At 58.8% G+C, this 25,243-nt stretch carries 23 protein-coding genes and 1 pseudogene; 13 read left to right on the forward strand and 11 right to left on the reverse strand.

Translation table 11 applies throughout. The features are described 5' to 3' along the window. Positions 1 to 15: 15 nt before the first annotated feature. The 5 genes from nifH to EKD03_RS09700 all read right to left on the reverse strand — a co-directional run bounded on the left by nifH (position 16) and on the right by EKD03_RS09700 (position 6,216). A complete protein-coding gene (gene nifH / locus EKD03_RS09680; RefSeq protein WP_129630020.1) occupies positions 16 to 837 on the reverse strand; it encodes a nitrogenase iron protein in 822 nt (273 codons plus the stop codon). 592 nt (positions 838 to 1,429) lie between these two features. Next, positions 1,430 to 2,854 carry a pyruvate kinase gene (pyk, locus tag EKD03_RS09685; RefSeq protein ID WP_129630022.1) on the reverse strand — a complete coding sequence of 475 codons (1,425 nt, stop codon included), beginning with the start codon at positions 2,852 to 2,854 and terminating at the stop codon, positions 1,430 to 1,432. Between the two features lie 8 nt (positions 2,855 to 2,862). Further along, entirely contained in the window at positions 2,863 to 3,492 is a 630-nt protein-coding gene (locus EKD03_RS09690) for a ComEA family DNA-binding protein (RefSeq protein ID WP_129630024.1), read from the reverse strand. 111 nt (positions 3,493 to 3,603) lie between these two features. Next, complete coding sequence (locus EKD03_RS09695; protein WP_274542409.1) at positions 3,604 to 5,073, reverse strand: TSCPD domain-containing protein; 1,470 nt, start codon at positions 5,071 to 5,073, stop codon at positions 3,604 to 3,606. 219 nt (positions 5,074 to 5,292) lie between these two features. Continuing rightward, positions 5,293 to 6,216, reverse strand: coding sequence for a ribonucleotide reductase N-terminal alpha domain-containing protein (locus EKD03_RS09700; RefSeq protein WP_238613471.1), 924 nt, complete (start codon positions 6,214 to 6,216; stop codon positions 5,293 to 5,295). A 564-nt stretch (positions 6,217 to 6,780) separates the two neighbouring features. On the opposite strand from EKD03_RS09700, the gene EKD03_RS09705 reads away from it, so the two are divergent. The 3 genes from EKD03_RS09705 (at position 6,781) to EKD03_RS09715 (ending at position 9,767) form a co-directional block, all read left to right on the forward strand. Further along, positions 6,781 to 7,404 (forward strand): hypothetical protein, encoded by a 624-nt coding sequence (locus tag EKD03_RS09705; RefSeq protein WP_129630027.1) that lies wholly within the window; start codon positions 6,781 to 6,783, stop codon positions 7,402 to 7,404. Between the two features lie 65 nt (positions 7,405 to 7,469). Further along, a complete protein-coding gene (locus tag EKD03_RS09710; RefSeq protein ID WP_129630029.1) occupies positions 7,470 to 8,843 on the forward strand; it encodes a MiaB/RimO family radical SAM methylthiotransferase in 1,374 nt (457 codons plus the stop codon). Between the two features lie 78 nt (positions 8,844 to 8,921). Beyond that, a complete protein-coding gene (locus EKD03_RS09715; protein ID WP_338030939.1) occupies positions 8,922 to 9,767 on the forward strand; it encodes a tetratricopeptide repeat protein in 846 nt (281 codons plus the stop codon). A gap of 66 nt (positions 9,768 to 9,833) precedes the next feature. Here EKD03_RS09715 and EKD03_RS09720 read toward each other — a convergent pair whose 3' ends face one another. After that, complete coding sequence (locus EKD03_RS09720; protein ID WP_129630031.1) at positions 9,834 to 10,493, reverse strand: HAD family hydrolase; 660 nt, start codon at positions 10,491 to 10,493, stop codon at positions 9,834 to 9,836. Positions 10,494 to 10,834: 341 nt separating this feature from the next. On the opposite strand from EKD03_RS09720, the gene EKD03_RS09730 reads away from it, so the two are divergent. The 4 genes from EKD03_RS09730 to hemN all read left to right on the forward strand — a co-directional run bounded on the left by EKD03_RS09730 (position 10,835) and on the right by hemN (position 15,238). Continuing rightward, positions 10,835 to 11,275 (forward strand): RrF2 family transcriptional regulator, encoded by a 441-nt coding sequence (locus tag EKD03_RS09730; RefSeq protein WP_129630034.1) that lies wholly within the window; start codon positions 10,835 to 10,837, stop codon positions 11,273 to 11,275. Positions 11,276 to 11,430: 155 nt separating this feature from the next. Then, entirely contained in the window at positions 11,431 to 12,027 is a 597-nt protein-coding gene (gene bchJ, locus EKD03_RS09735) for a bacteriochlorophyll 4-vinyl reductase (RefSeq protein WP_238613472.1), read from the forward strand. Between the two features lie 46 nt (positions 12,028 to 12,073). Beyond that, complete coding sequence (bchE, locus tag EKD03_RS09740; protein ID WP_129630036.1) at positions 12,074 to 13,738, forward strand: magnesium-protoporphyrin IX monomethyl ester anaerobic oxidative cyclase; 1,665 nt, start codon at positions 12,074 to 12,076, stop codon at positions 13,736 to 13,738. Between the two features lie 120 nt (positions 13,739 to 13,858). Then, complete coding sequence (gene hemN, locus EKD03_RS09745) at positions 13,859 to 15,238, forward strand: oxygen-independent coproporphyrinogen III oxidase (protein WP_129630037.1); 1,380 nt, start codon at positions 13,859 to 13,861, stop codon at positions 15,236 to 15,238. Positions 15,239 to 15,315: 77 nt separating this feature from the next. Here hemN and EKD03_RS09750 read toward each other — a convergent pair whose 3' ends face one another. The 3 genes from EKD03_RS09750 to EKD03_RS09760 form a co-directional block, all read right to left on the reverse strand. Then, positions 15,316 to 16,221: a CPBP family intramembrane glutamic endopeptidase gene (locus EKD03_RS09750; RefSeq protein WP_129630039.1), complete on the reverse strand. Its 906-nt coding sequence runs from the start codon at positions 16,219 to 16,221 to the stop codon at positions 15,316 to 15,318. A gap of 160 nt (positions 16,222 to 16,381) precedes the next feature. Then, the gene (locus EKD03_RS09755; RefSeq protein WP_129630041.1) at positions 16,382 to 17,023 is read right to left on the reverse strand and encodes an SdpI family protein; all 642 of its coding nucleotides are present in this window, start codon (positions 17,021 to 17,023) and stop codon (positions 16,382 to 16,384) included. Continuing rightward, complete coding sequence (locus EKD03_RS09760; RefSeq protein WP_129630043.1) at positions 17,016 to 17,330, reverse strand: autorepressor SdpR family transcription factor; 315 nt, start codon at positions 17,328 to 17,330, stop codon at positions 17,016 to 17,018. Before EKD03_RS09760 ends, EKD03_RS09755 begins: the two co-directional genes overlap by 8 nt. A gap of 325 nt (positions 17,331 to 17,655) precedes the next feature. Between EKD03_RS09760 and EKD03_RS09765 the strand changes: the two genes are divergently transcribed. The 3 genes from EKD03_RS09765 to fabG all read left to right on the forward strand — a co-directional run bounded on the left by EKD03_RS09765 (position 17,656) and on the right by fabG (position 20,109). After that, positions 17,656 to 18,117 carry a poly(R)-hydroxyalkanoic acid synthase subunit PhaE gene (locus tag EKD03_RS09765; protein ID WP_129630045.1) on the forward strand — a complete coding sequence of 154 codons (462 nt, stop codon included), beginning with the start codon at positions 17,656 to 17,658 and terminating at the stop codon, positions 18,115 to 18,117. 62 nt (positions 18,118 to 18,179) lie between these two features. Further along, positions 18,180 to 19,286: a PHA/PHB synthase family protein gene (locus tag EKD03_RS09770; protein WP_129630047.1), complete on the forward strand. Its 1,107-nt coding sequence runs from the start codon at positions 18,180 to 18,182 to the stop codon at positions 19,284 to 19,286. Positions 19,287 to 19,368: 82 nt separating this feature from the next. Then, a complete protein-coding gene (fabG, locus tag EKD03_RS09775) occupies positions 19,369 to 20,109 on the forward strand; it encodes a 3-oxoacyl-ACP reductase FabG (protein ID WP_129630049.1) in 741 nt (246 codons plus the stop codon). A 123-nt stretch (positions 20,110 to 20,232) separates the two neighbouring features. Here fabG and EKD03_RS19175 read toward each other — a convergent pair. Beyond that, positions 20,233 to 22,035: pseudogene (locus EKD03_RS19175) on the reverse strand (glycosyltransferase family 39 protein); the annotation flags it as partial. Between the two features lie 148 nt (positions 22,036 to 22,183). Between EKD03_RS19175 and EKD03_RS09785 the strand changes: the two are divergent. From EKD03_RS09785 to EKD03_RS09795, 3 genes are read left to right on the forward strand one after another with little or no spacing between them, the layout of a single operon-like run. Next, entirely contained in the window at positions 22,184 to 22,870 is a 687-nt protein-coding gene (locus EKD03_RS09785; protein ID WP_129630053.1) for a response regulator transcription factor, read from the forward strand. Positions 22,871 to 22,874: 4 nt separating this feature from the next. After that, the gene (locus tag EKD03_RS09790) at positions 22,875 to 24,263 is read left to right on the forward strand and encodes a sensor histidine kinase (protein ID WP_161569227.1); all 1,389 of its coding nucleotides are present in this window, start codon (positions 22,875 to 22,877) and stop codon (positions 24,261 to 24,263) included. A gap of 10 nt (positions 24,264 to 24,273) precedes the next feature. Then, positions 24,274 to 24,825, forward strand: a complete 552-nt coding sequence (locus EKD03_RS09795) for a TlpA family protein disulfide reductase (protein ID WP_129630057.1) — start codon at positions 24,274 to 24,276, stop codon at positions 24,823 to 24,825. 108 nt (positions 24,826 to 24,933) lie between these two features. On the opposite strand, the gene EKD03_RS09800 is transcribed toward EKD03_RS09795, so the two are convergent. After that, the gene (locus tag EKD03_RS09800; protein ID WP_129630059.1) at positions 24,934 to 25,185 is read right to left on the reverse strand and encodes an acyl carrier protein; all 252 of its coding nucleotides are present in this window, start codon (positions 25,183 to 25,185) and stop codon (positions 24,934 to 24,936) included. Between the last annotated feature and the right edge of the window lie 58 nt (positions 25,186 to 25,243).

Raw genomic sequence — 25,243 nt, forward strand, 5'->3', positions numbered from 1 at the left:
TCGTTGGCTAGAACCCTAATCCACAATCCCGTAGTCGCGCATCAGTTCCTCAAGATCGTCCTGAGTCATCGGGGTGGGGATGGTGAAGTCCTTATTGGCCTCGATCTTGCTGGCCAACTGGCGATACTCATCGGCCTGGGGGAGTGCAGGATCGAACTCGATCACCGTCTTGCGGTTGATCTCGGCACGCTGGACATCCTTGCTACGCGGGACAAAGTGGATGAGCTTGGAGTTGATGCGCTTGGCGAACTCGGCCACCATCTCGTACTCATTCTCGACCATACGCGAGTTGCAGATCAGGCCACCGAGGCGGGCATAGCCACGCTCGCCAAACTTCTTGATACCCTTGGCGATATTGTTGGCGGCGAAGAGGGCCATATACTCACCGGAGCAGACGATATAGATCTCTTCGGCGTAGCCCTCACGAATGGGCATGGCAAACCCACCACAGACCACGTCGCCGAGTACGTCATAGAATACATAGTCGAGTTCGGCCTTGTAGGCACCGAGCGTCTCTAGGGTCTGGATGGCGGTAATAACACCACGGCCACCACAACCGACACCAGGTTCAGGGCCACCGGCCTCGACACACTTGACATCACCATAGCCCTTGACCAGCACCGTATCAATTTCGACACTTTCAGGGCCAGTATCGCGCAGGGCATCGAGCACCGAAAGCTGGCGGGTGCCACCGAGGAGGAGGCGCGTACAATCGGCCTTGGGGTCACAGCCCACCACCATCAGCTTATTGCCCATCGAGGCGAACGCTGCCGCCGTGTTCTGCTGAGTGGTTGACTTGCCGATACCACCCTTGCCGTAGAAGGCTACCTGACGCATGATTGTGCTCCTCTTGTCGTCGTTATCAGAGAGAAAAGTATGACCCGATGTTGGCAACGTCCACCTTCGGTGAAGATTGGGGCTGTGCCCCAAATCCGCTTTTTTCTCTGCTTTTGGCGGCTTTGCCGCCAAAAGCAGAGAAAAAGAGTTCTTCGGGGGAGGTTTCGCCTCCTCCGAACCCCCGCCGGGAGGCATAACTTCATACGTATGGGCATAGCCCTATGAACGTTGCGCATACTTTGGCAAGCCCATCAACGTACTGTTGATAGATTGATTTAGCCTACATGGCCAAAGCGAAAGATTCAGATGTAAGTCACGAATAAGAAATGGTGTCTAAGCGTAGACAGGCGAGGTTACTGCATCAGTGCAGAGGAGCAACATTGAGGAACTACATCGGTGTCACGTGGGTATGTCGTAAGTATAGCAGGTAGTTTGGGGTTTTCTATTGGATTGATCGTATAAAGTTGGTTGTGCGAGATAGTTTTTTTAGGTTTATTTTGACTGATTATTTGTGAAGTGTAGTACTTGTTATTAGAGTGGTTACGGATCATCGCGTAGGGGCGCGTCGCGACGCGCCCCTACATCGGTGCGACTACGGCACCGCCAACACCTTGAGGAAGTTGGTAGCCCCATAGCGATAGATCGGATGGCCGCCGGTGAGCGCGATCAGATCGCCGGGTTGAGCGAAGCCGTGGTGGTGGAGCAGGTGGAGGATCTGCTGTTCAATCGCCACGATCTGGTCGTAAGCGGCAACTTCAAAGGAAGTGACACCCCAATAGAGACTGGTACGGCGGCAGGTTTCGGCGCTGGGGCAGAAGGCGATGATCGGCACGGACGGGCGATAGTGGGAGACGAGGCGGGCACTGGTGCCGCTCTGGGTGAGGACGGCGATGGCGCGAATAGGCAGCGAGGTGGCAATCGTACAGGCAGCGGCGGCAATCGCACGCGGGGTACTCTGCACCTCCGGTAAGGCCCAACGCGGGACGGCATTATGATCGGCGTGGCGGCCACTTGACTCGATGGAGTCGGCAATCAGCGCCATCATGGAGACGGCTTCAAGTGGGTAATTGCCGGCTGCCGTCTCGCCACTGAGCATAATCGCATCGGTACCATCAATGATCGCGTTGGCCACATCGCTGGCCTCGGCGCGAGTGGGGCGCGGGTTCTGGATCATCGATTCGAGCATCTGGGTAGCGGTGATGACCGGAATGAGGGCGCGATTGGCGGCATCAATAATCTGCTTCTGCACCAGCGGCACCCGTTCGGGTGGCATCTCAACCCCTAAGTCGCCACGGGCCACCATGATCGCGTCAGCGACGGCGAGAATCTCTGGGAGCACATCCAAGGCTTCGGGGCGCTCGATCTTGGCGATCACCGGGGTGGTCTTGCCCGCCGCGCTGATAATCTCCTTCACCTGAAGAATATCGCTGGCGGTGCGCACAAACGAGAGCGCCACATAATCCACACCCTGCTCCAAGCCAAAGCGCAGATCCTCCAGATCCTTGGAGGTGGCAGCGGGGGCACTCACGCGCACACCGGGCAGATTGATCCCCTGATGCTGCTTGAGACGTCCACCGTGGACCACCTCGGTCGTCACCGAGTGGTCGGTATGGCTAAGAACCCGCAATTCGATCAGGCCATCGGAGAGCAGGATGCGATCAGCGGGCTGCACATCGTGGGGCAGTGCTTGGTAGGTGGTACTGACGCGGGTAGCATCACCGAGGATCGGATCGCTGGTGATGGTGAAGTGCTGGCCAGCGACGAGATCAACCGGCTGGCCCGCGAGGAGCGGGCCGGTGCGGATCTTCGGCCCCTGGAGATCCTGAAGGATCGCCACCTGATGCCCAGTTTCAGCGGCAGCGCGGCGCACCATGGCGATGCGGGCGGCGTGTTCGGCGTGGGTGCCGTGGGAGAAGTTGAGCCGCGCAACGTCCATTCCAGCGCGGATGAGGCCCGCGATACGTTCGGGGGTGTTGGTAGCTGGGCCAAGCGTGGCGACGATCTTGGTCTGGCGCATAGCGTCTCCTAATTCACCGTAACCAACGGGCGGATCTGGTTGAAGAGCGATTCTCCGATACCGCTCACCTGCTGAAGATCCTCGACCGAACCGAAGGGGCCTTGCTGATCGCGGTAGGCCACAATGCGCGCCGCGAGAGCTTGACCAATCCCCGGCAGTTCTTCAAGGTCAACCGCACTGGCACGGTTGATATTGATCGCGCCACCCGAACTTGCCGCCGCGACCTCGGCGGGGGCGGGCACAGCAGCGGGATCGCTCTGGCGGGGGATGTGGATGTGTTGAGCATCGGTAAGCGGCGCGGCCAGATTGATCTGCTCACTGGCCGCATCAGCCAGCAGACCACCGGCGGCGAGTACGACATCGAGCACGCGCGCATCGGCGGGGAGGCGGTAGACATCGGGCGCGGCGACGGCCCCACTAATATACACGATCACATCGGGGATGGTGGTGGGCGCAATCGGGGCGATGGGCGCGGGATCAGGTTCGACAAAGGTAGTGAGGGCGAGGTCGTCGGCGGGAAGCGGGGCGGAGGTGCGGAGGCTAGGGCCAACAATGAGGATCAGCAGCCCCAGGACGATGCAGACGGCGGCGGCAATGAGTTGCGGACGACGATACCAAGTATGCGCAAGGTTGGACATGGCAGATCCCCTCTCATTGGTAGATGGTTATATCCATATACCGATTGAGGGGTGCGGAGGGTGTCGAATAAGACCTGGGGAGGTGTGCTAACACCTCCCCAGCGTTCACTTCTAGCACTCGCTATACCCACAGGTGTGGCACTTGCGGCAGCCCTCCTCATTCATCAAGGTTGCATTCTGGCAGTCGGGGCAGATCTCTCCCGAACTGACCGGGTGCTCGATCACGACCGCGACGCTCGGCGGGAGGTCGCTCGACTTGAGGCTCTTGGGGCGCTCCGGGTGATCTGGGTTGACATAATGTTCCTGGAGCAACTTACCGATGGCGTCGGGCACCGAGCGTACCCGGTTGGGGCCGAAACCAGCACTGCTGGCCCCGCCAATCCCACGGAGTTGCTCGGCGATCAACTTGACCGGCACGCCACAGCGGAGCGCCAACGAGGTCAGCCGCCCAATCGCCTCGGTGAAGGCCATCACGTCGCTGCCCGCCCGCCCAATAATGGCGAAGACCTCAAACGGCTTCTCGTCCAATTCGGTGACGAAGAGGCGCAGTTTGCCCAACGGGGTTTGGACGGGGAAGGAGTGGCTGGGCAGGCCATCGGCGGGGATGGTACGCGGCGTGATCGGCTGCTCGATGACCACCGGAGCCGACTCGGCAGCCTTCTCCTTCTCGCCGCTGCCCGTCGAGAGCACCTGGTTGCTGCGCGAACCATCGCGGTAGACGGTGATGCCCTTGCATCCCAGGTTGAAGGCCAGTTCATACGCCGCCCGCACATCATCGGGCGTGGCCTCGTTGGGCATATTGATCGTCTTGGAGATCGCGCTATCCACCGATTCCTGGAACGCGGCCTGGGTACGCACATGCCACTCCGGGGCAATATCGTGGGCCGTCGTCCAGACCCGTTGCACCTCGGCGGGGACTTCGGAGTGGTGGATGTGACCACTATCAGCGATGCGCTCCATCAAATCCTGGCTATACCAGCCCTCGCGCTGCGCCTGGGCCACAAACTGCTCATTCACATCGAGCATGCGCGCATCGGCTTGGTGGCGCCAGAAGGCAATCGCGAAGAGCGGCTCAATCCCCGACGAGCAACCCGCAATGATACTGATCGTCCCCGTGGGGGCAACGGTGGTCACATTACAATTCCGCAGTTCACGGAAGGGCTGGAGGCGCGATCCATCCGGGCGGCGGGCGCAGGTTGCATCTGGCCCCCACACACTCTGCTCCCACTCCGCAAAGGTGCCACGCTCCCGCGCTAATTGTTCCGAGGCAACCTTGCTCTCCTCATCCACAAACGCCATCACCTCACGCGCCAACTCAATCGCCTCGTCGGAAGCGTAGGAGATCCCCAGTTTGACCAACATATCCGCCCAGCCCATCACCCCCAGGCCAATACGCCGAATGCGCTGGCTCAGATCGCCGATCTGGGGCAAGGGGTAGTGGTTGGCATCAATCACATTGTCCAAGAAGCGCGTACTCTCATGCACCACCGTGCGCAGGTTATCCCAATCCACCGTCTGCTTGGCGGTGACAAAGAGACCCAAATTGACACTACCCAAATTACACGAATCATACGGGAGCAACGGCTGTTCACCACCACGTCTGTTACACCCCTTGCGGGGGGTGTGGTCATTTCTGCCACACGCTGCACCTTCAACTATACGTGCAGGTCGGAGCGCATCACCATCTCAGAACCGAGATGCCTCTTGTCGCTCTCTCGCGCCTTCCCTTACGGGCTGTGCGTCGGAGTGACCCCAGCGGGCTTCCTCCGATATTCGAGGTTTTCCTAAACGATCACTCGCTTAGGCCGCTAGGCTTAACGGATTGGTTGCCTCATACTCCCCAAGCGCCGGAACGGGATTGCCTTCATTGGTACGGTCTACAAAGAAGAGGCCCGGTTCGCCGGTGGCGTGCGCACACTGGATGATCAGGTCGAAAACCACCCGTGCGCGCAGGCGCATGGGCTGATTGGCCTCCACCAGCACTTCACCCGTAAAGGGGTGCTTGAGCGCCTCGCGGACGGCCAGTTGCACCTGACCAGTGCGCGGGTTGAGCAGATCATACTCCTCATCATTGGCCACCGCCCGCATAAAGGCATCGGTAACGGCCACCGAGATATTAAAATTGGTCACCCGCGAGAGGTCTTGTTTGACACTAATAAAGTGCAGAATATCGGGGTGATCGCAGCGCAGGATCCCCATATTGGCCCCCCGGCGGGTGCCACCCTGCTTGATCGCCTCGGTCGAGTAGTTATAGACCTCCATAAAACTGACCGGCCCCGACGCCACGCCCATGGTGGAGCGCACAATGTCGTTATGTGGGCGCAGGCGCGAGAAGGAGAAGCCGGTACCGCCGCCGCTCTGATGCACCAATGCGGCGTGCTTCATCGTCTCGTAGATACTCTCCAGGCTATCATCCACAGGCAGGACGAAACAGGCACTCAACATCCCCAATGGCCGTCCGGCATTCATCAGGGTCGGGCTATTCGGCTCAAACAAGCCCTGCGTCATCATATGGTAGAAGGTGTCGGCGCGGGCCTTAACTTGGCTCGGCGTCGCCCCATAACGCGCATCAATCTGCGCAATCGTCTCGGCAACGCGCCGAAACATCGTCTCTGGGGTCTCCGTCACCTTCCCCTGCTCATCTTTGATCAGGTAGCGCTTCTTCAGCACCGTCCGGGCAATCTCGCTGAGGGCGGCCGGTGGTGCGGCGGCTGGCGTGGTCATAGCAATCCTTGCTTCTTGATTGGCGAATCCGTAGGCAAAACAACATACAACCCCGACCGGTACTGATCGGAGTGTAAGTAGTAAGTTGACGAAATGTTGGGGGTTGATGTCTAGCGAAAGAAGATGTTTGTCTATATTTGGTAGTAATTCGTTATATTGCTTACAAGATATAGACAAAATGAATTTCGCTGGTAGTGTATCACGCTGCTGGCATGCTGTCAAGGTAAAAAAGCCTTTACACTTTTCGGGTTATTGCTTGGCGGCTTCGCCGCCAAAACACCATAAAAATGAGGGTTTGGGGCGCAGCCCCAATGACTTTGCCCATGCCCTAGATACCCGCCGTAGGGGTAATTGTTCACAGTTCTCCTAGCATTCCGGTTTTGACGCAAAGACGCCAAGGCGCAAAGCCTTCAACAAAACCTTTGCGTCTTTGCGCCTTGGCGTCAATCAGAAGCTTCCTTTACCCCAAGTGTGAACAGTTACCCGTAGGGCCGATGTTGCGCCCCGACCTATATGGTATACTAGAGTTCGTATGCGCTCTGCGCCCAAGGAGAATGTTCTGCCATGAGTGATGAGGTTGTTTCCGAGCTGGATCTTGTGGTCGGCTCGATGATCACAATGCGACCCGATGAGGATCGCACGGTATACGAAGAGGAATATGAGTCGGTCGCCACCGTGCAGGATCAACTGCGCGAGGAGGGGATTGATGTAGATCTGCTCTCACAGCCCGGTACCGAGGTTTGGGAGGGGGCACTGGAACGCATGGGTGCGCTCTACCAACTCTCGCGCTTCGCGGCGCGGCTCGAACAGGGTCTCGATATTGAAGAGGTGATCGCCGCTGGCCCGGCGATTGATGATGAAGATCTGGATCGCACCGTTACCGATGTGTGGGACGATCTGGTTAAGTCACGCTTTCAGCACCTTATCAACCTTCAAGGCATCAATAGCTACTACATGCCGGTTGATTTTGATCAGCCCGTTTGGCTCTCGTTTGAGGATGAAGAGGGTCAGGAAGATAACGCCTTCTTTGGCTCCTCGGCACGCCTCCAGCGCGAACTGGCCGAACTTGGCCCCATGTTGATCAAGGCCGGGGTTTCACATACATCCGATGCCTATCGCTGCCTCGAATTGCTCACGGAGGCAGCCGCTAAGAGCCTTGAGTACGGTCTGCCGATTATTGTCTGGTAGCTCCATGGTTGTGGGGTTGGGTTGAAGGTACTCCTTCGATCCAACCGCGACCCTAGATCACGCGCATGCAGGATCTGCGTTTCCTCGACGCGCCGACCCGACCCGACCGCGACGCGACTCCGCGCTCGCGGCGCTATTATGTCTGGACTGTCGGTTGCCAGATGAATATCTCCGACTCCGAGCGGCTAGAGGCTGCACTGCAAGGGGTTGGTTATAGCCCGGCGGCTCGCCCTGAGCAGGCCAGTTTTATTGTGCTCAACTCGTGTAGTGTACGCGCTAGTGCTGAAGAACGGATTATTGGTAAACTCGGTGAGTTGGTACGAGTCAAGCGCGAGAACCCCGATACTATCGTGGTCTTGTGGGGCTGTATGGTCGGGCCGCACAACCGCTCGATCTTCGAGCGCCAACTGCCCATGGTGAATCATTTCGTCTCGCCCTCGGCGGTAGATGCGGTGGTGGCACTGGCCCCCAATCCGATCTACACCCTCGATGAGCCGGTACTCCCCGTGCGCGATGCGGCCAATCCGCCGGTAGCAGTGCATGTCCCCATTCAGTATGGCTGCAATATGCGCTGTAGCTATTGCGTCATCCCCCAACGGCGTGGCCGCGAACGCTCGCGCCCGCTCGAAGAGATTGTCACTGAGGTGACACGGATTGTTGACCACGGCGCACGCGAGATTGTCCTCCTCGGCCAGATTGTCGATTCCTGGGGCCACGATCTGCCCACTCGCCCCCAACTTGCCGATCTGATCCGGGCTGTCCACGCCATCCCTGGCCTGCTGCGGCTGCGCTTCCTCACCTCCCATCCAGCCTGGATGACCGACGATCTAATCGAGACGGTCGCCAGCCTACCGCGCTGTATGCCGGAGATCAACTTGCCGGTGCAATCTGGCTCGGATCGGGTGCTGGCGTTGATGCAGCGCGGCTATACGACCGCTCGCTACCGCGATCTGATCGCCCGCATTCGTGCCGCGATGCCCCACATTTCGCTGACCACCGATGTGATCGTGGGTCATCCCGGTGAGACGGACGCAGACTTCGCACAGACCCTGGCGCTGTGTGAGGAGATCGGTTTCGATAAGATCCATATCGCCGCCTTCTCGTCCCGCCCCGGTACGGTCGCCGCAGAACAAGAGGCTGATCCGAGTTTGGCGGTTTCTGAAGAGCAGAAACAGGTGCGCCGCATTGCCATGGAGCAACTCCACGAACGGATCGCAACCGAGCGTAGCACCATGCTGCTCGGCCAGACGCTTGATGTGCTAGTTGAGGGCGAATCACGCGGGAAGTGGCGCGGGCGCAGCCCTGGCAACAAGTTGGTCTTCTTTTCCGATGCGGCGGATTGGACAGGCCGGATTGCGCATGTCCATATTACCCAGACCAGCCCCTGGTCGCTTCAGGGGCGAAGCACGCCCCACCTGGAGCCTGGGGAACGCGGATGAGATTGGTGAGCGATGCTTCGCCCCTACGCGATGAACGAGGAACCCGATTACATAATAGAAGAATGAGGAGTTGCACCCTTGGCAAAGCAAGATGAGAAGATGCGGATGCGCCGCAAGCTTCAGGAGAAGGCGGTTGAGCTGGCCGCGATGAATAATTGGGCAGAGGCGCTGGAGGTCAATCGCCAGATTCTGACCCTGGGTGAAGACCCCGATACCTACAACCGTATGGGTAAGGCGCTGATGGAGCTTGGCCAGTATAGCGAGAGCCACGATTGCTACCAGCAGGCGTTGCGCCTCTTCCCGACCAATGCGATTGCGCGCAAGAATGTGCAGCGTCTTGATGCCCTGCTGGCGCGTGGCTTTGATCATGGCCAGGAGAATCGCTCCCCCCGCCAGCAGGTTGATCTGCGGCTCTTCATTACCGAAACCGGGCGCACCGCGCTGACGACGCTGATTGATGTGCCGCGCAGCCCTGCGGTTGATGCTCTGGTCACCGGCGAGAAGATGGACTTTCGTATCGAAGGTCGCACAGTCTATGTGATTGATGCCGATGGGACGGTGGTTGGCCGCCTAGAACCCAAACTGGGCCAGCGCTTGGCCGAATTGATCAACGGCGGCAATCGTTACATCGCGGCGATTGCCCAAACTGATCCGCGTCTGGTGCGCTTGCTCATCCGCGAGACCTACCAGGACCCCAGCCAGCGTGGGCGCATCTCCTTCCCCGGCAAGCTTGGCGAGGGGGCGATGTATGTTTCGAGCCTGCGCTACGAGGAGTACGAGGACGTTATTGACGACGATGATTCCAACGACGATGATGATTCCAGCGTCGAGGAGTACATTGGCGGCGGTGACGAAGAAGAGGAGTTGGGGCTGGAGGAGATTGACCAAGATATGGGCGATGACGACGATAACATCGAAGAATAGTAGAGACGCCCCTCCTCCCCCTAGCCCCCCTCTCCCGCACACGGGAGAGGGGGGAATTATCCTCTTTTACACGCCCAACAACGGACGCAGATCCACCACCCGCTCCACCACGGCAACTGCGCCAGCCACACTCAACTCCTCAGCACTCCCATAGCCCCAACTCACGCCAATCGCCGGGATGCCATGCTCAGTGGCTCCCGCCACATCGTGTTCGCGGTCGCCGACCATAACGACCCGTTCGCGGCGTTGCGGTGGTAACTGGTCGAGGACATAGGCGATCACATCGGCCTTACGCTCGCGGCTGGTGTCGAGGCTGGCCCCACCAATCACGCTGAAGTGCTGCTCTAGCCCGAAGTGTTCGAGGATGTGGCGGGCAAAGATCTGGGGTTTGGAGGTGGCTAAACAGACCGCACACCCCGCCGCGCTGAGGTCGCCCAGCAACTCCGGGATGCCGGGGTAGATGCGATTCTCGGTGCTGCCGATGGGGCCGTAGCGCTCGCGGTAGAGGGCCACCGCCTGCTCGACCAAGCCGCGATCTTCATCCAAGACGCTGGCAAACGAATCGCGCAGCGACGGGCCAATCCAGGTGCGCAGGATCTCTAGTGGAATAGCTGGGCGGCCTAGACGTTCGAGCGCGTAGTTGATTGAGCGTGAAATACCCTCGAAGGGGTCGGTGAGTGTGCCGTCAAGATCAAAGAGGACGGTGGTGTAACGTGGGAGATTCATACGATCTAGTATACCATTGCCAACTTTCCGTGTTATAATTTGTGTATCTCTGCACGAATTATTTTGTCGCTACGCACAAATTTGTCGAAAGGCAGGGCATGTGCAACGACCTTGGGGCTATGCCCCAAACCCAATTGTTGTGGTGTTTTGGCGGCGAAGCCGCCAAAACACCACAAAAAAGTTCTTCGGGGGTGGCGCAGCCGCCCCCGCCCCCCCCACCGGCGGTGAACTTTGCACATGCCTTGATGCCTAAAGGCAAAAAAATTGACGCAATGCACAGCTAATGATAGGATAGGCCAATGTTTCTTAAGTCGTGATCTTTCGTTTGGCCAGGAGCAACGATGCGCATCTCAAGCAAAGGCGACTACGGCCTGCGTGCGCTCTTTGATCTCGCCCAGCGCTATGGTGAAGGGCCAGTCCAGAGCGAAGAGATTGCGATTCGCCAGGGCATTCCGGTCAACTACTTAAACCAGTTACTGATTACCATGCGCCGGGCCGGGCTGATCGAGAGCCTGCGTGGCCCGCAAGGTGGGCATATGTTAGCCCGCAGCCCGGAGACGATCACCCTCCGCGATGCGATCATCGTGCTAGAGGGGCCATTACTCCCGGCGGAGGCTACCCGCGAGGATCTCGTACCAACCGAGCCGGATGATGACATGTTGATTGATACGGTCTGGGATGATGTGCGCGGCCAGATCGAACACATCCTGGCTCAGATCACGCTCGACGACCTGTGTCAGCGCAAGCGCCAGCAACGTGGCGATGTGATGTACTATATCTGAGCGAGATTTTTGGTTAAGGCACTACAACCCCTGGTTGGTTCTCGCTCTCCCACGACAGGCACTCTCGGTACTATAGTGTGTGTAGTCTAGAATCTGAACTACATAGTGGTCACATCATGGTCGGCGGTTCCCGTCGGCTAAGGTTGGAGGATGCCGTGGTACCGGCCACCATGCACGCGGCCAGGATCGGCCCAAACGCGATCATTCAGACAATCGCGGCCTTACGCGAGGTATACGCGCCAGAGGAGTTACCCAAACTTCTCGCCGGAGGGGCCGAGGTCTATCTGAGCGAACTCCCCCACGAAATGATCCCCGAAGAGCAGTTCCATGCGCTCGTCGAGTTGCTAACCCCGCGCCTAGGGGGCGAGCGAGCGGGTGAAATACTCTTTCGTTCGGGCGAGCGCACCGCCGACTATGTGCGGGCCAACCGTATCCCCGGCCCGTTCCAGACCCTGGTGGGCATGCTCCCCGCTCCGCTAGGGCTACGTCTGCTTCTCCTTGCGATCAGCAAACATGCATGGACATTTGCTGGGAGCGGGAAGTTCAGTTTCCACCTCGGCCGTACCCCATGGCTGAGCATCGGCAAGCCGGTGGATCGAGACACCACGGCGATTGCCGCCGTTCTGTGCCGCTACTACTGCGGTGCTTTTACGCAGTTGCTCCGTCGCGTTGTTAATCCGCGCATCACCCTGCGCGAAACGGCTTGTCAGGCGCAGGGCGGGGCGGCGTGTGTCTATCAGATTGTTCTCTAAGGTCTATGTTACGTAACGTTACCAAGGCAAACTAAGGAGTACCGACATGCGGATCATGATGATCCAGCCGAACTACCACGCGGGTGGCGCCGAAATTGCGGGCAACTGGCCGCCTAGCTGGGTGCCCTACATTGGTGGTGCGCTGAAGAGCGCTGGCTATGAGAATGTGCGCTTTATCGACGCGATGACCTTCCATATTGAAAACGATAAACTGCGCGAAATCATCCGGATCAATAAGCCCGATGTGATCATGGCCACGGCGATCACCCCCATGATCCTCAAGGCCCAAGAGACGCTGCGTCTGGCGCGTGAGGAGCGCCCCAATGCGCGCCTCATCCTTGGTGGTATCCACCCAACCTTCATGTATACCCAGGTCTTCAGCGAGGCACCCTGGATTGATTATATCGTTCGTGGTGAGGCTGAGGAGATCATTGTTGAGTTGATGCGCAGCATTGAGGCCGGTACCGACCTCAAAGATCGCGTCAACATCAAGGGTATTGCCTACCTGGAAGATGGCAAGGTTGTGGCGACCCCCGCCGCTGACCCGATTGCCGATCTGGATCAGTTGGCTCCCGATTGGAGCTTGCTGGAGTGGGACAAGTACATCTATGTTCCCATGAATGTTCGCGTGGCAGTACCCAACTTTGCCCGTGGCTGCCCCTTCACCTGCCGCTTCTGCTCGCAGTGGAAGTTCTGGCGTCGCTACCGCGCTCGCAACCCCATGAAGTTTGTGGATGAGGTTGAGACGCTCGTGCGCGATCATAACGTGGGCTTCTTCATTCTTGCCGATGAGGAGCCGACCCTCAATCGTAAGAAGTTCACCGCCCTGTGTGAAGAACTGGCCAAGCGGAAGCTCCCGGTGCTCTGGGGTATCAATACCCGTGTGACCGACATTATGCGCGATAAGGCGCTCTTGCCCTTGTGGCGCAAGGCCGGCCTCATCCATATCTCGCTCGGTACCGAGGCTGCCGCCCAGATGAACCTAGAGATCTTCCGTAAGCAGACCACCATTGACCAGAATAAGGAAGCAATTAAGCTCATCCAGGACGCTGGAATGGTCGCTGAGGCCCAGTTCATCATGGGTATGGAGAATGAGACGCCTGAACTGATCGAGGAGACGTATAACTACGCCCGCGATTGGAAGGTGGACATGGCCAACTGGAACATGTACACCCCCTGGCCCTTCGCGGAACTCTTTGAGGATCTCGGCGACCGGGTTGAGGTGCGCGACTACTCCAAGTACAACTTCGTTACCCCGATCATGAAGCCCGACCTGATGGAGCGTGAGGACGTGCTCAAGGGTGTGCTGCGCAACTATGCCCGCTTCTACATGCGCAAGGCGTTCCTTGAGTATCCCTTCATCAAGGACCCGGAGAAGCGCAAGTATATGATGGGCTGTCTGCGCGCCTTCGCCAAGACGACCTTCGAGAAGCGCTTCTACGACATTGGCCGCGTGCATATGCGCGGTGGCCAGATGGAGGTTGACCTCGGCTTCGATGAGAGCCGCATCTTCACCCGCGATGAGATCTCCCGTATGAAGGAAGAGCACCCCGAACTGGTTGCCGATACCACCTTCGGTGGTGCCATCCCCGACCGCTATGACCCCGAACTGATCAAGCACCAGGCCGAGAATACGCTCAACCTGCCGCTCGATGGCACCGAGGTCTCTGAGTTCGGCCACCGCGATCCCAATGCGCAGATGAGTTGCTAGGTTTTGATCATCATGTTGGTTGGTGTTTGGCGGCTGCGCCGCCAAACACCAACCAACATGATCTTCGGGAGCGGCGCAGCCGCTCCCGAATCCCTACCGTCATTACTGATGGGAGCTATTATGTCTGATGTTGTCATCACGCCAGAGGTGCTGGCGCGTTATAACAAACCCGGCCCGCGCTATACGAGTTACCCGACCGTACCGGCGTGGACTGAGTCTTTTGGCGAGGCGGAGTATCGTGAGGCGTTGAATGACCTCGCGACCCGCAACCACGATCCGATCTCGCTCTATGTTCACCTGCCCTTCTGCGCCGAGCGCTGCACCTATTGTGGTTGTAACGCAACCGTGACAACGCGCGCGGATGTGGTGGATAAGTATCTGGATTATGTTGAGCGTGAATTGGATCTGGTTGTCCCCCAATTGGGGGCGCGACGTCAGGTGGTGCAGTTGCATTGGGGTGGCGGTACACCCAACTTTCTGAACCAGCCCCAGATGGAGCGGCTGGTGCGCCTGCTCAATGAGCATTTCCTGATTAGTGCCGACGGCGAAGTGGCGATTGAGTTTGATCCGCGCATCGGTTCGGTTGAACAGCTTGAGCAGATCCGCGAACTCGGGTTCAACCGCATCAGTTTCGGTGTCCAGGATATCAACCCGGCGGTGCAAGAGGCGATTGGCCGCATCCAGCCGTTTGATCTGACCGAGAAGCTCTTCCGCGCCAGCCGTGAGTTGGGTTTCAGCAGCGTCAATGTGGATATGGTCTATGGCTTGCCCAAGCAGACCGCCGAGAGTTTCCGCGATACGGTGATCGCGATCCGCGATCTGCGCCCCGACCGGATCGCCTGCTTCAGCTATGCGCATGTGCCGTGGGTCAAGTCCAACCAGAAGCTGATTGATGTCACCGCGCTGCCCGATACCTTCACCAAGTTTAGCCTCTTCCGCATGGCGATTGACATGATGGGCGAGGCTGGCTACGATTGGGTGGGCATGGATCACTTTGCCCAGCGTGATGATGAGTTGGCGATTGCAGCGCGTGAGCGGCGCTTGCACCGCAACTTCATGGGCTATACCACCCGCCCGGCCTCGAATATGATCGCCTTCGGCATGAGCAGCATCAGCGATATCGTTGGCCGCTTTGTGCAGAACGAGCCGCACCTCGGTAAGTACCAGAAGATGGTTGCTGCCGGTAAGTTGCCCATCGTTAAGGGCTACAAGCTGACTGAAGACGACCTGATGCGGCGGCAGGTTATTCTGCACCTGATGTGTAACCTGGAACTACCCTACGATCTGACCCGTACCACGTATGGGATGAGCTTGCAGGATGCCTTGGGCGAGGATCTGGAGCGTATGGAAGCCTATGTCGAGGATGGCTTCATTGAGTTGCTCCCCGACCGCATCCAGGTAACGCCGCTGGGCCGCTTCTTCGTGCGCCTGTTGGCGATGGAGTTGGATGCTCACTTGGCGAAGACTTCGGAGCGGATGGCCTTCTCCAAGACGGTATAAGGTTGGGGTACCCCCGCTCCCATGGAACTTCCAGGAAGCTCGAAACTTCCTGGAAGTTCGTTGTACCATGCAAGCCCTCAACGCGGATCGCGCAGCGGCAACTGCCGCACCCCCATCAACAGCCCAATCACCAACAGAGGCACGATCCAGCCGGTCATCCCGGTTGGCCCGGTTAGCGCCGTGTCGTAACTCGTCCCCGCCTGGAGCAGCAGGAAGGTGATCCCGGCACTCCCGTTGAGCGCCCCGTGGGCAATCATGGCCGGCCAGACACTCCCGGTGGCCAGCCGTAGCCATCCGAAGAGAATGCCCCAAATGATACAGAAGCCGGTCATCAACAGCACCCCCAACACGGGATGGTCGGGGTAGTTGTAGCCAAGCAGGATCACCGGCGCGTGCCACAGCCCCCAGATCGCCCCGCTGATCAGCAGCGCAGGCCACTGGCCGAGCGGGAGCAGTTGTGGCAACAAGTAACCGCGCCAGCCCAACTCCTCACCCAGCGTGGGAATCGCGTTGAGGATCGGCGCAATCGTAAAGGCAGCAGCGATCTGGATCATCACCAACGTAGAGGCCGCGATGGGTACTGGGCCACTGATCGCCTCGGCCTGGGCCAAGAGTTCCCGGTAGGCCGAAAAATTGACCAGATCAAGCTGGATGAGACCCAAGGCCGCGCCAACAAAGGGTGCCACGAGGTTGATCAGCGGGATTAGCAGCCACGCAAAGAGCCAGTACCACCCCCAGCGCCGCCCCTTGCCCAAACGCACGCCCAGTGCATCGCGCGCATCGCCCTGGGGTGGGCTAATGAAGCGCGAGACAACCAGCGCGGCGATAGTGGGCGCAAACATCATCGCCGTCATCAGCGGCAGAGCCATAGGGAAGGCCAAGCCCTGGCCACTGATCCAGAGCGGACTCACCACCAACCAGGCCAAGCCGAACGAGAGCGCGATGTAGCTAATCAGTCCTTTGCGGTCTATGGTTGTAGGCATAACATTCCTCGTGAAACTATACATGCGGCATGAACCTAATATCTCGGTTTTGACGCAAAGACGCCAAGGCGCAAAGTCTTTACGATAGACCCCAATCGAACCCTTTGCGTCTTCGCGCCTTTGCGTCAATCAGAGACTTTGTTACCCCATGGGTGAACAGTTAGCGCGTCGTCTGCTGGCGCGAGACCCAATAGGAATAGGCCATCGAACCAAACGCCGCCACCAGAATTGCCGTCAGACCGAGGCTAAACCCCACCACCTCTGGTGCAAAGAGGCCCAGCAGCAGCGTGAAGGCCCCGGCAGCCACAAACATACGCCCGCCCACCCGATGGCTGCGTCGCCAGACCTCAGGATCGGCCAACGTCCATGGCGTGCGGATACCGACAAAATAGTTGGGCTGCACACGCCCCAACACATTCCCGATCAGGCCAAAGAGCAAACCCATCCCCACCATCATGGTGCGCGGCACACTCACCGGCCAGCCCAGGGCGGCGGCAATCACTAGGCCATGCACCAGCGCAAAAAAGAGCACCAGCGCCGTCATAATCTGGTGGTAACTGCCCGCAAAGCTCGCATAGTTCTCGCGGCGCGGATCGAACTTGGGCAAGAGCGGCATCAGCACCACCATCAGCAACGCGATGATCGGAGCCAACAGAACCGCCAGCAGCGGATGTCCATACCCATCCACCTCACCCGCAATATTCCAGTGCATTGGAGCCGGATTGGGCATGTAGGGGAGCGCAATCAAACCACTGATAAACATCACCGCCACAAGCACATAGAGTGCGCGTAGGTTACGCATCGTTCTCCTCCCCTTCAGTCGGTCGCTGCTCTAGGCCACCAACCCGAAAGATCTGCATCATTTGTTGCAACATCTCCTGCACCACCGTGGTATTCAGGCGGTAGATGATCTTCTGCCCCTGGCGCTGGGTCAGCACCAGTTCCGCCGCTTTGAGTACATTCAGGTGGTGCGACACACTCGGTGCCGTGATCGCAAAACGCGCCGCGATCTCGCCGGCAGTCATATCACCATCATTCAGCATCTGAAGAATGGCCCGCCGCGTTGGGTCGGCAAGCGCCTGCATGGTTTGGGTGAGTGCGTTCTGCATAGTATTTAGCCAATCGTCTAATTAGGCTACGGGCTAAGTATACGGAGTTTCCAACCGAGCGTCAATCCGTCGTAGGACGGATGCCGCCTACGGCGGTGGGGGGGGGCGGAGGCGGCTGCGCCGCCCCCGAAGATCTTTTTTGGTTGATGTTTGGCGGCTGCGCCGCCAAACATCAACCAAACATAGGATTCTCCCTCGTAACCTTCGTGTAACTAGGAGTGATACTGTAAAATTTAGCCGGGACTCTCACTGCGGTCCTCATCACCCATACAGCAGGAGTGTTGCGGTGATCACGGGCGATCACCTAGAAAGTAGTAGATCCAGAATGACCACCAACCAGAACGAGGGGTTCGACTTCACCGACCCAGTTGGTACTTGGCGCACGATTCGCGATGCGAATCTGGATGCCTGGGCCAAGGGTATGGCTACCATGGTGAATACCGAAACCTTCTCGAAGGCGCTCGGTATCCAGCTCGACACCATGCTGGCCGCCTCAGCTCCAATGCAGAAGGCCATGAACCAGTACATGGAGGCGTATCTCAAGCAGGCGAATCTCCCCTCACGCTCCGAAATGGTCAGTTTGGCCCAACGGATGACCAACATCGAGATGCGGCTTGACGACATGGATGCCCGTCTTGATGATATTCTGGCTGCCCTACGCGCCCTGGCAACTCCCGCCCTCGTCGCTGAGCCCGCCGAGGACGCTTCTGCTGCCGAAGCCAACCCGGAGAGTGATCCGGCTACCAAGCCCGCTGCGCGACGAACCCGCCGCACAACGAGTGAGTAGCTGCGAGCACACCTGAGCCTTTCGCCTGCCTTCAGCCGAACCCATAGCGTAGGGAGTAGCGTATGACTACTGTGCCAGACCCGGCCCTCGACCCCGAAGTCTTGACGAAGCGCTTTTTTGAAGAGCTTGAGCGATTTACGAAGAGTAGCGATACCTTCGCCAAACTCGCCGCGAATCGTCTGGATGTTAAGATCGGCCAGACACCTAAAACGGTCATCTGGACGCTGAATAAGGCGAAGCTCTACCACTTCACTCCAGTACTCCCGCCTGAACAGCGCCATCCGGTACCGCTTCTGCTCATCTTTGCCTTGATCAACCGCCCGGATATTTTCGATCTGCGTCCCGGGAATAGTTTTGTCGAGTACCTGCTCCACCAGGGCTATGATGTCTATATGGTAGATTGGGGCAGCCCTGGCCTCGAAGATGCCCACTACCAGATGGACGATTATGTGCTCGATTATCTGCCGCGTATCGTCCGGGCAATGCAGCGCCATATTGGGCGGCGTGAGTTTAGTATGTTGGGCTGGTGTATCGGTGCGATGCTCACCACCCTCTATGCGGCCATGCGCCCCAATGATGGCATCCGTAACCTGATCCTGCTGACCGCGCCGCTCGATTTTGCCGATAAGCAGGCCGGGCCATTCAACCGTTGGCTCACCACCGAGTACTACAATGTTGATGAACTGGTTCGCCAGTATGGCAATATGCCCGGTTCGATGATTGACTATGGCAGTAAAATGCTCAAGCCAGTCGAGAACTTCATCAGCACCTACTTCAAACTGTGGGACAACCTCGACAACCCGGCGGTGGTCGATTCGTACCTCGCTATGAATAAGTGGGTCACCGATCTGGTTGATTTCCCCGGTGCCGCCTTCCGCCAGTGGGTGGTGGAGTTCTACCGCGAAAATCGGCTGATGGAGGGGACGCTGCGTCTGCGTGGCGAGTTGGTTGATCTGCGCAACCTGCGCTGCAACTTCCTGAATGTGATTGCCGATAAAGACCATATCGTGCCCACGTGCCAATCCACCACCGTGATGGATAAGGTCGGCACGAAGGATAAGCTACTACTGCATATGCGCGGTGGCCATATCGGGATGATGGTCGGCAGCGGCGCGAACAAGCGTGTCTGGCCCCAGATTGATGCGTGGTTAGCCAAGCGGAGTAAATAGAAGACCCACCATCGGGGCGTAGTATGCACTGCGCCCCTTTCTGTCATTTGAACTACAACCTAGTGCAGAGGAGCACGCTACTATGCGCCTGAAGAACAAAGTTGCCATCGTTACTGGTGGTGGGCAGGGAATTGGTCGTCAGACCGCGCTCACGTTCGCCCGCGAAGGGGCCAAGGTGGTGGTGGCTGATGTGAATATGACCGCCGCGCAGGCGGTGGCAACCGAGATCGAGCAGGCTGATGGTCAGGCTCGTGCGGTCTTTCTCGATGCGGCCCGCACCGAGTCGGTTGAGGTTGCTATGCGTGCGGCCAATGAGTGGGGCGGCGGGATCAATATTCTGGTTAATAATGCTGGCATTACCCGCGATGCCCGCATGCAGAAGATGACCGAGGATCAGTGGGATGCGGTGATCGGCGTGAACCTCAAGGGGGTCTGGCTATGCAGTAAATACGCCGCCCCGTATATGATCACCCACGGCAATGGGGTCATCCTGAATGCCGCTTCGGTGGTGGCACTCTATGGCAACTTCGGCCAGAGCAACTATGTCGCCGCGAAGTCCGGGGTGATCGGCATGACGAAGACCTGGGCACGCGAACTGGGGCCAAGTGGTATCCGCGTCAATGCGGTCGCCCCCGGTTTCATCCAGACCGACATGATCGCCTCGGTACCCGACAAGGTGATCGAGTCGATGAAGGAGCGCACCCCGCTCCGCCGCATCGGTGTGTCTGAGGATATTGCCAATGCCTACCTCTTCCTCGCATCCGATGAGGCCAGTTTCATCACCGGCACGGTGCTCTCGGTTGATGGCGGCTTGATGTTCTAGGTAGAGACGCATAGGTGTGGGGCGCGTTGTGATGCGCCCCACCGGGTTTTGTAGCCTGTAGAGTTGTAACCCCCATCCCTCACGCAATCCCATCCCCTCCACCAACGTGCCGTGGCTCGTGATCCACGCACCGAGTTCGCTACTTCCTCCTCGCTGTTCGCCCCACAAGATGTAGCGCAATGTGCCATTTGCCACCATCTGAGCCAGATCTTCGCTATCAACCACCGGATCACTGCCGGAGAAGCCGCCCATATAGAGCACCGGACGCCCAGTTGCGAGGACATAGCGATCACCTTCGTTGGCGCTCGGTACCGCGACGAGGTAGGTGACATCCTGGGTGTTGGCGGTTAAAAAGCTGATCAGGGCTGTTTCGGTTGGTTCCTGGTTAGCGGCACCGCCCAAGGATTGGCTGGTTCCGTCGTAGGCGTGGGGTAGCCGCACATCTGGGTTGGGATCGCTACTGGTATAAACCGACCAGACCAGTGGGGTGAGTAGGATGCAGGCCAGCGCCGTCACCATTCCGACCCGTGTGAGCATGGGTCTTCTGCTCATCCAGAGACCCGCCGCCAGTACGAGCAGTGCGTAGGCCCATGGCATCCACCAACGCTCGCTGAGGTAGGCCGAGGCGATCTGGTCTTGGGCCACGAGGGTACTAGCAGTGATGAGCAGCAGCATGATGCCCCCCCGCTGCCCCGACTGGGCGAAGATGTGTGCCACCGCTCCCCCAACGAGTGCGGCCACCGGGGCCGCAACCATGATCAGGTAGTAGGCGTGGTAGAACGAGGCGCTGCTAAAAAAGACTAGCGCGATCAGGAGCCAACCACCCCATAGAACTACTGCTTGGTGTTGCGGTGCAAGAGGTAACCGGAACCGTGCGCTCCATGCGAGTAAGCCCATCCCCAACAACCCAACCGGGAATAACCAACTGACCTCGTTGCTCAGTGGAGCGCTCACGAGCCGTAATAGCCCCGGCGGGCCGATCTCATTCCCTGGCCCACCCCCACCCGGCGGTGGGCGGGTTCCGACATCTCCGTTCAATGGTGGAGGTGGGCGCATCCCACCATCTGCACCGTGCATCGTGGTTGGCAGAACGGGGTCGGTTGGCTGCGTCCCCGTGCTACGCCCAAAGAGGCGGCTCAGCCCGTTATGGCCAATGATCAGTTCAGTGACCGTGTTGTTGGTGCTACTGCCCACATAAGGACGCATATTCGCTGGTGTCAGATCAACGGCAATCGGCCAAGCCAAGGCGACGCCCCCCACCACTAGGCCAGCCAGGGCTAGATGGGCGATCTTGCGCCACCAACCAAGGTTGGCTCCCAAAAAGTAGAGCGCAATGAATGCGGGCAGAGGCAAAAATGCCTGGAGCATCTTGATATTGAAGCCTAGCCCCACCAGGAATGCACCGAGCAAGAGCCAACGTAGCCGCGCCTGTTCGGTTGCCTTGATCACTGCCCACGCAGCCAGCAGCAGGGTAAGCATCAATAGGCTATCCATGGTATTGTTACGATCTGTTGCCACTGCTACCGGAGTGATTGCCAACGCTAGTGCGCCCACCACGCCCGGCCATACGCCAAACTGACGCGCAATCAGGTGATAGAGGAGCAACACTGCCATTACCCCAGCAATGATCTGGGGTAAAATGACTGCCACACCATTGACGCCTAGTACATACGCTGAAAGAGCCTGAATCCAGAGACCAAGTGGTGGTTTATCAATACTGACCGAACCGCCCGGTTCGGCAGCCACAAAGAAGAAGTTGGACCACGACTGGAGCATACTGGCAACTCCAGCCGTATAGTAGAGATTACCGTCACCTACTGCCTCTAGGTTGCTGACCCGTAACCCAAGCGCCAGGATGAGTACCCCCACCAGCGCGATGATGTGGGGAGCAAATCGGCGGGGCGGTGTGGAGGGGTTAGGCAGCATCAGATTCTCCTCGTATGTAGATATTCTCCCACAACTCTAGCGCCATTATGTTCATGGCGTGTGTAGAAGAGGTACACAATCCCTATACTGAATCTGAACACTCAGCGGGTATACTAGCACGAGCATACGCACGAATCGGAGTGCCCTCATGAGCAAAACTATCCTCGTCGTTGACGACCACGCCAATGTACGGCTCTTACTTAAAGATTACCTGAGCGAACATGGCTTCCGCGTGATCACCGCCTCCGATGGCTCCGAGGCGCTTGCGGTGGCCGGACGCGAGAATCCCGACCTCATCCTGCTTGATGTGATGATGCCCAAGCTCGATGGCTTCGCGTTTATGCAGCAATTTCGTAAACGCCATACGACGCCGGTGATTATGCTCACAGCGCGGATTGCCGAATCGGATAAGGTGGTGGGCCTGGAACTCGGAGCCGATGATTATGTCACCAAGCCCTTCGGGATGCACGAACTGGTCGCCCGCGTGCGCGCCGTGTTGCGCCGCACCGCCCCCGACGCAATCAACCCCGATGAGGTGTTGCGGGTGGGCGAACTGACCCTGAACCGCGCTACCCGCATGGTGCGTGACGGGAACCGCGATGTCTCACTGACCCCCTCGGAGTTTGCGTTGCTCGCGGCACTGATGGAGTCGCCGGGGCGCGTCTTTAGCCGCGAACAACTGCTCGAACGCCTCCAGGGCAACGACTACGAAGGCGTTGAGCGCACGATTGATGTCCACATCCGTAACTTGCGCAAGAAACTCGAACCCGACCCAACCCAACCACGCTACGTCGAGACCGTCTTTGGTGTTGGCTACCGCTGCCGTGTGGACTAACCCTATGCGTTCGCTCAGTTCCAAACTCGTTCTCGCCTTCCTGCTCACCAGTCTGGTGGGTGCGGTGTTGGCGGCTGTCTTCGTGCGCCAACTCGTGAGTGCCCAGTTTGATGCCTTTGTGATCGGCCAACAGCGCGAGTTCTTCGTCAACCGCGTCAGCGACTATTACGTCTCGCGTGGCAGCCTGATCGGGATCAACCAGTGGGTGCTGGAGCGTGATGAACGCCACCCGCACGATGAAGAGCCGCCCAATGGCGGAATACCGCTACGCCCCAGTCGTTTCACGTTCCTCTTTGGCCTCGCCGATCCCCAGGGGCGGGTGTTGATTGCCACCAAGAGCTATCAGGTAGGTGAGCTACTACCGGCCAACACCCTTGCCACTGGCACCCCAGTCATGAGTGGTCAGAGCATCATTGGTGTGGTGATCACCCCCGATATTGCCTCCTTGCGCGACCCCGACGAGGAGCGTTACCTGGCCAGTACCGATGCTGCCTTAGCCATTGCGGCCATCATCACCGCAGTGATCGCGCTTGTGCTGGGTATCCTCCTCGCCCGCCTGATCACCAGCCCGCTACGCGAACTGACCGCCGCGACCCGCCGCATCGCCGCCGGGGAACTGGGGCACCAAGTTCGCGTGCGTTCACGCGACGAACTGGGCCAACTCGCCACCCAGTTCAACCAGATGAGCGCCGATCTGGCGCACGCCATCCAACTGCGCCACCAGATGACCGCCGACATCGCCCATGATCTGCGGACTCCCCTGACGGTGCTCTCCGGCTACCTGGAGTCGCTGCGTGATCAGATTCTCAAGCCCACCCCTGAACGCTTCGCAACACTCTACGCCGAAGTCCAGATCCTGCAACGCCTCGTGGATGACCTGCACACACTCTCGTTAGCCGACGCCGGGGAACTGACGCTTCAGTTGCAGGCCAGCCCACCCGCCCAGATCCTGGCCCATGTGGCCGAGACCTACAGCCACACCGCTGAGCAGGCGGGGATCGCATTACGCTACACAGTGGCCGAGAATCTGCCGGAGGTGGTGGTGGATGCTGAACGCCTCTGTCGGGCGTTGGGGAACTTGGTCAGTAACGCGATCCGCCACACCCCAGAGGGAGGCAGCATTGAGTTACGTGCGCAGCGCGATGCCGAGCAACTCATCATGCAGGTACGCGATACTGGTGCGGGCATCCCCACTGAGCACCTGCCCAACATCTTTGAGCGCCTCTACCGTGCCGACCAAGCCCGCCAACAGACGGGTGGTTCGGGGTTGGGGCTTGCGATTGTGCGTTCGATCATTGAGGCGCACGGCGGAGCCATAGGGGTAGAGAGTCAGGTGGGGGTGGGGAGTACCTTTTGGGTGCGTTTCCCCATCGCATCGCCCCCCAAACCATAAGGAAGAACCGATGCCACGCCTCGTCATCCTCATCCTGCTCGCTCTCAGCCTCAGCAGTTGCGCACGTGCCACACCCGCCGCGCCAGCCAGCCAAGGCGGCCTCAGCCTCGCAACCCAGAGCGAAATGCTCACGACGGGCACCCAGCGCCCCGCCGATGGCAGCAGCGCCCCCGACTTCAGCTACACCATGGCCGATGGCACCCGCCACAAGCTGAGTGATCTGCGTGGCACACCGGTGATCCTCAACTTCTGGGCCACCTGGTGCGGCCCATGCCGTACCGAAATGGCGACCTTTGAGCAGGCCGCCCAAACCTACCGCGATGATCTCGTCATCTTGGCCGTCAACCGCAACGAAGCCCCGTCTGTCATCAGCGCGTTTGGGAATGAACTCGGCCTCACCTTCCCACTGATCGCCAACATGAGCGGGGATATTGGCGACCGTTATGGGGCTACCAGCCTCCCAATGACCTTCTTCATCAATCGGGATGGGACGATCCAGCGCCGCCATGTGGGGATCATCTCGGCGGTACAGTTGGAGGAGTACCTGGCGGAACTAGAATAGGTCGCAAGTGCGACCTCCTACACGAACCCCCCTCGCCTGTTCGTGCAACGAACGGGCGAGGGGGGCAAGAGCAGCCCTGAGCTTTTCAAAGGGGCAAGGGCAGGTTAACTACTCGCCATCAGGCATGTGCGCATCCAGATAGTTGAGCGCATCGGCCACGGTGACGATCTTCTCGGCATCATCGTCGGGGATCTCGATGCCAAACTCCTCCTCAAGCGCCATGATCAGCTCGACCAGATCGAGCGAATCGGCGTTCAGGTCATCGGTGAAGTGGGCGCTGGGGACAACGCTGGTCTCATCGGCACCGAGCTGTTCGGCGACGATCTTGCGCAGGCGATCCTGGATCTCCTGAGAAGCCATGAACTATCTACCTTTCGTGTAACGACTCACTATGTTCGCTGCCAGATGCGGCCCAATC

The sequence above is a fragment of the Candidatus Oscillochloris fontis genome, assembly GCF_004138135.1.
GTDB lineage: Bacteria > Chloroflexota > Chloroflexia > Chloroflexales > Chloroflexaceae > Oscillochloris > Oscillochloris fontis.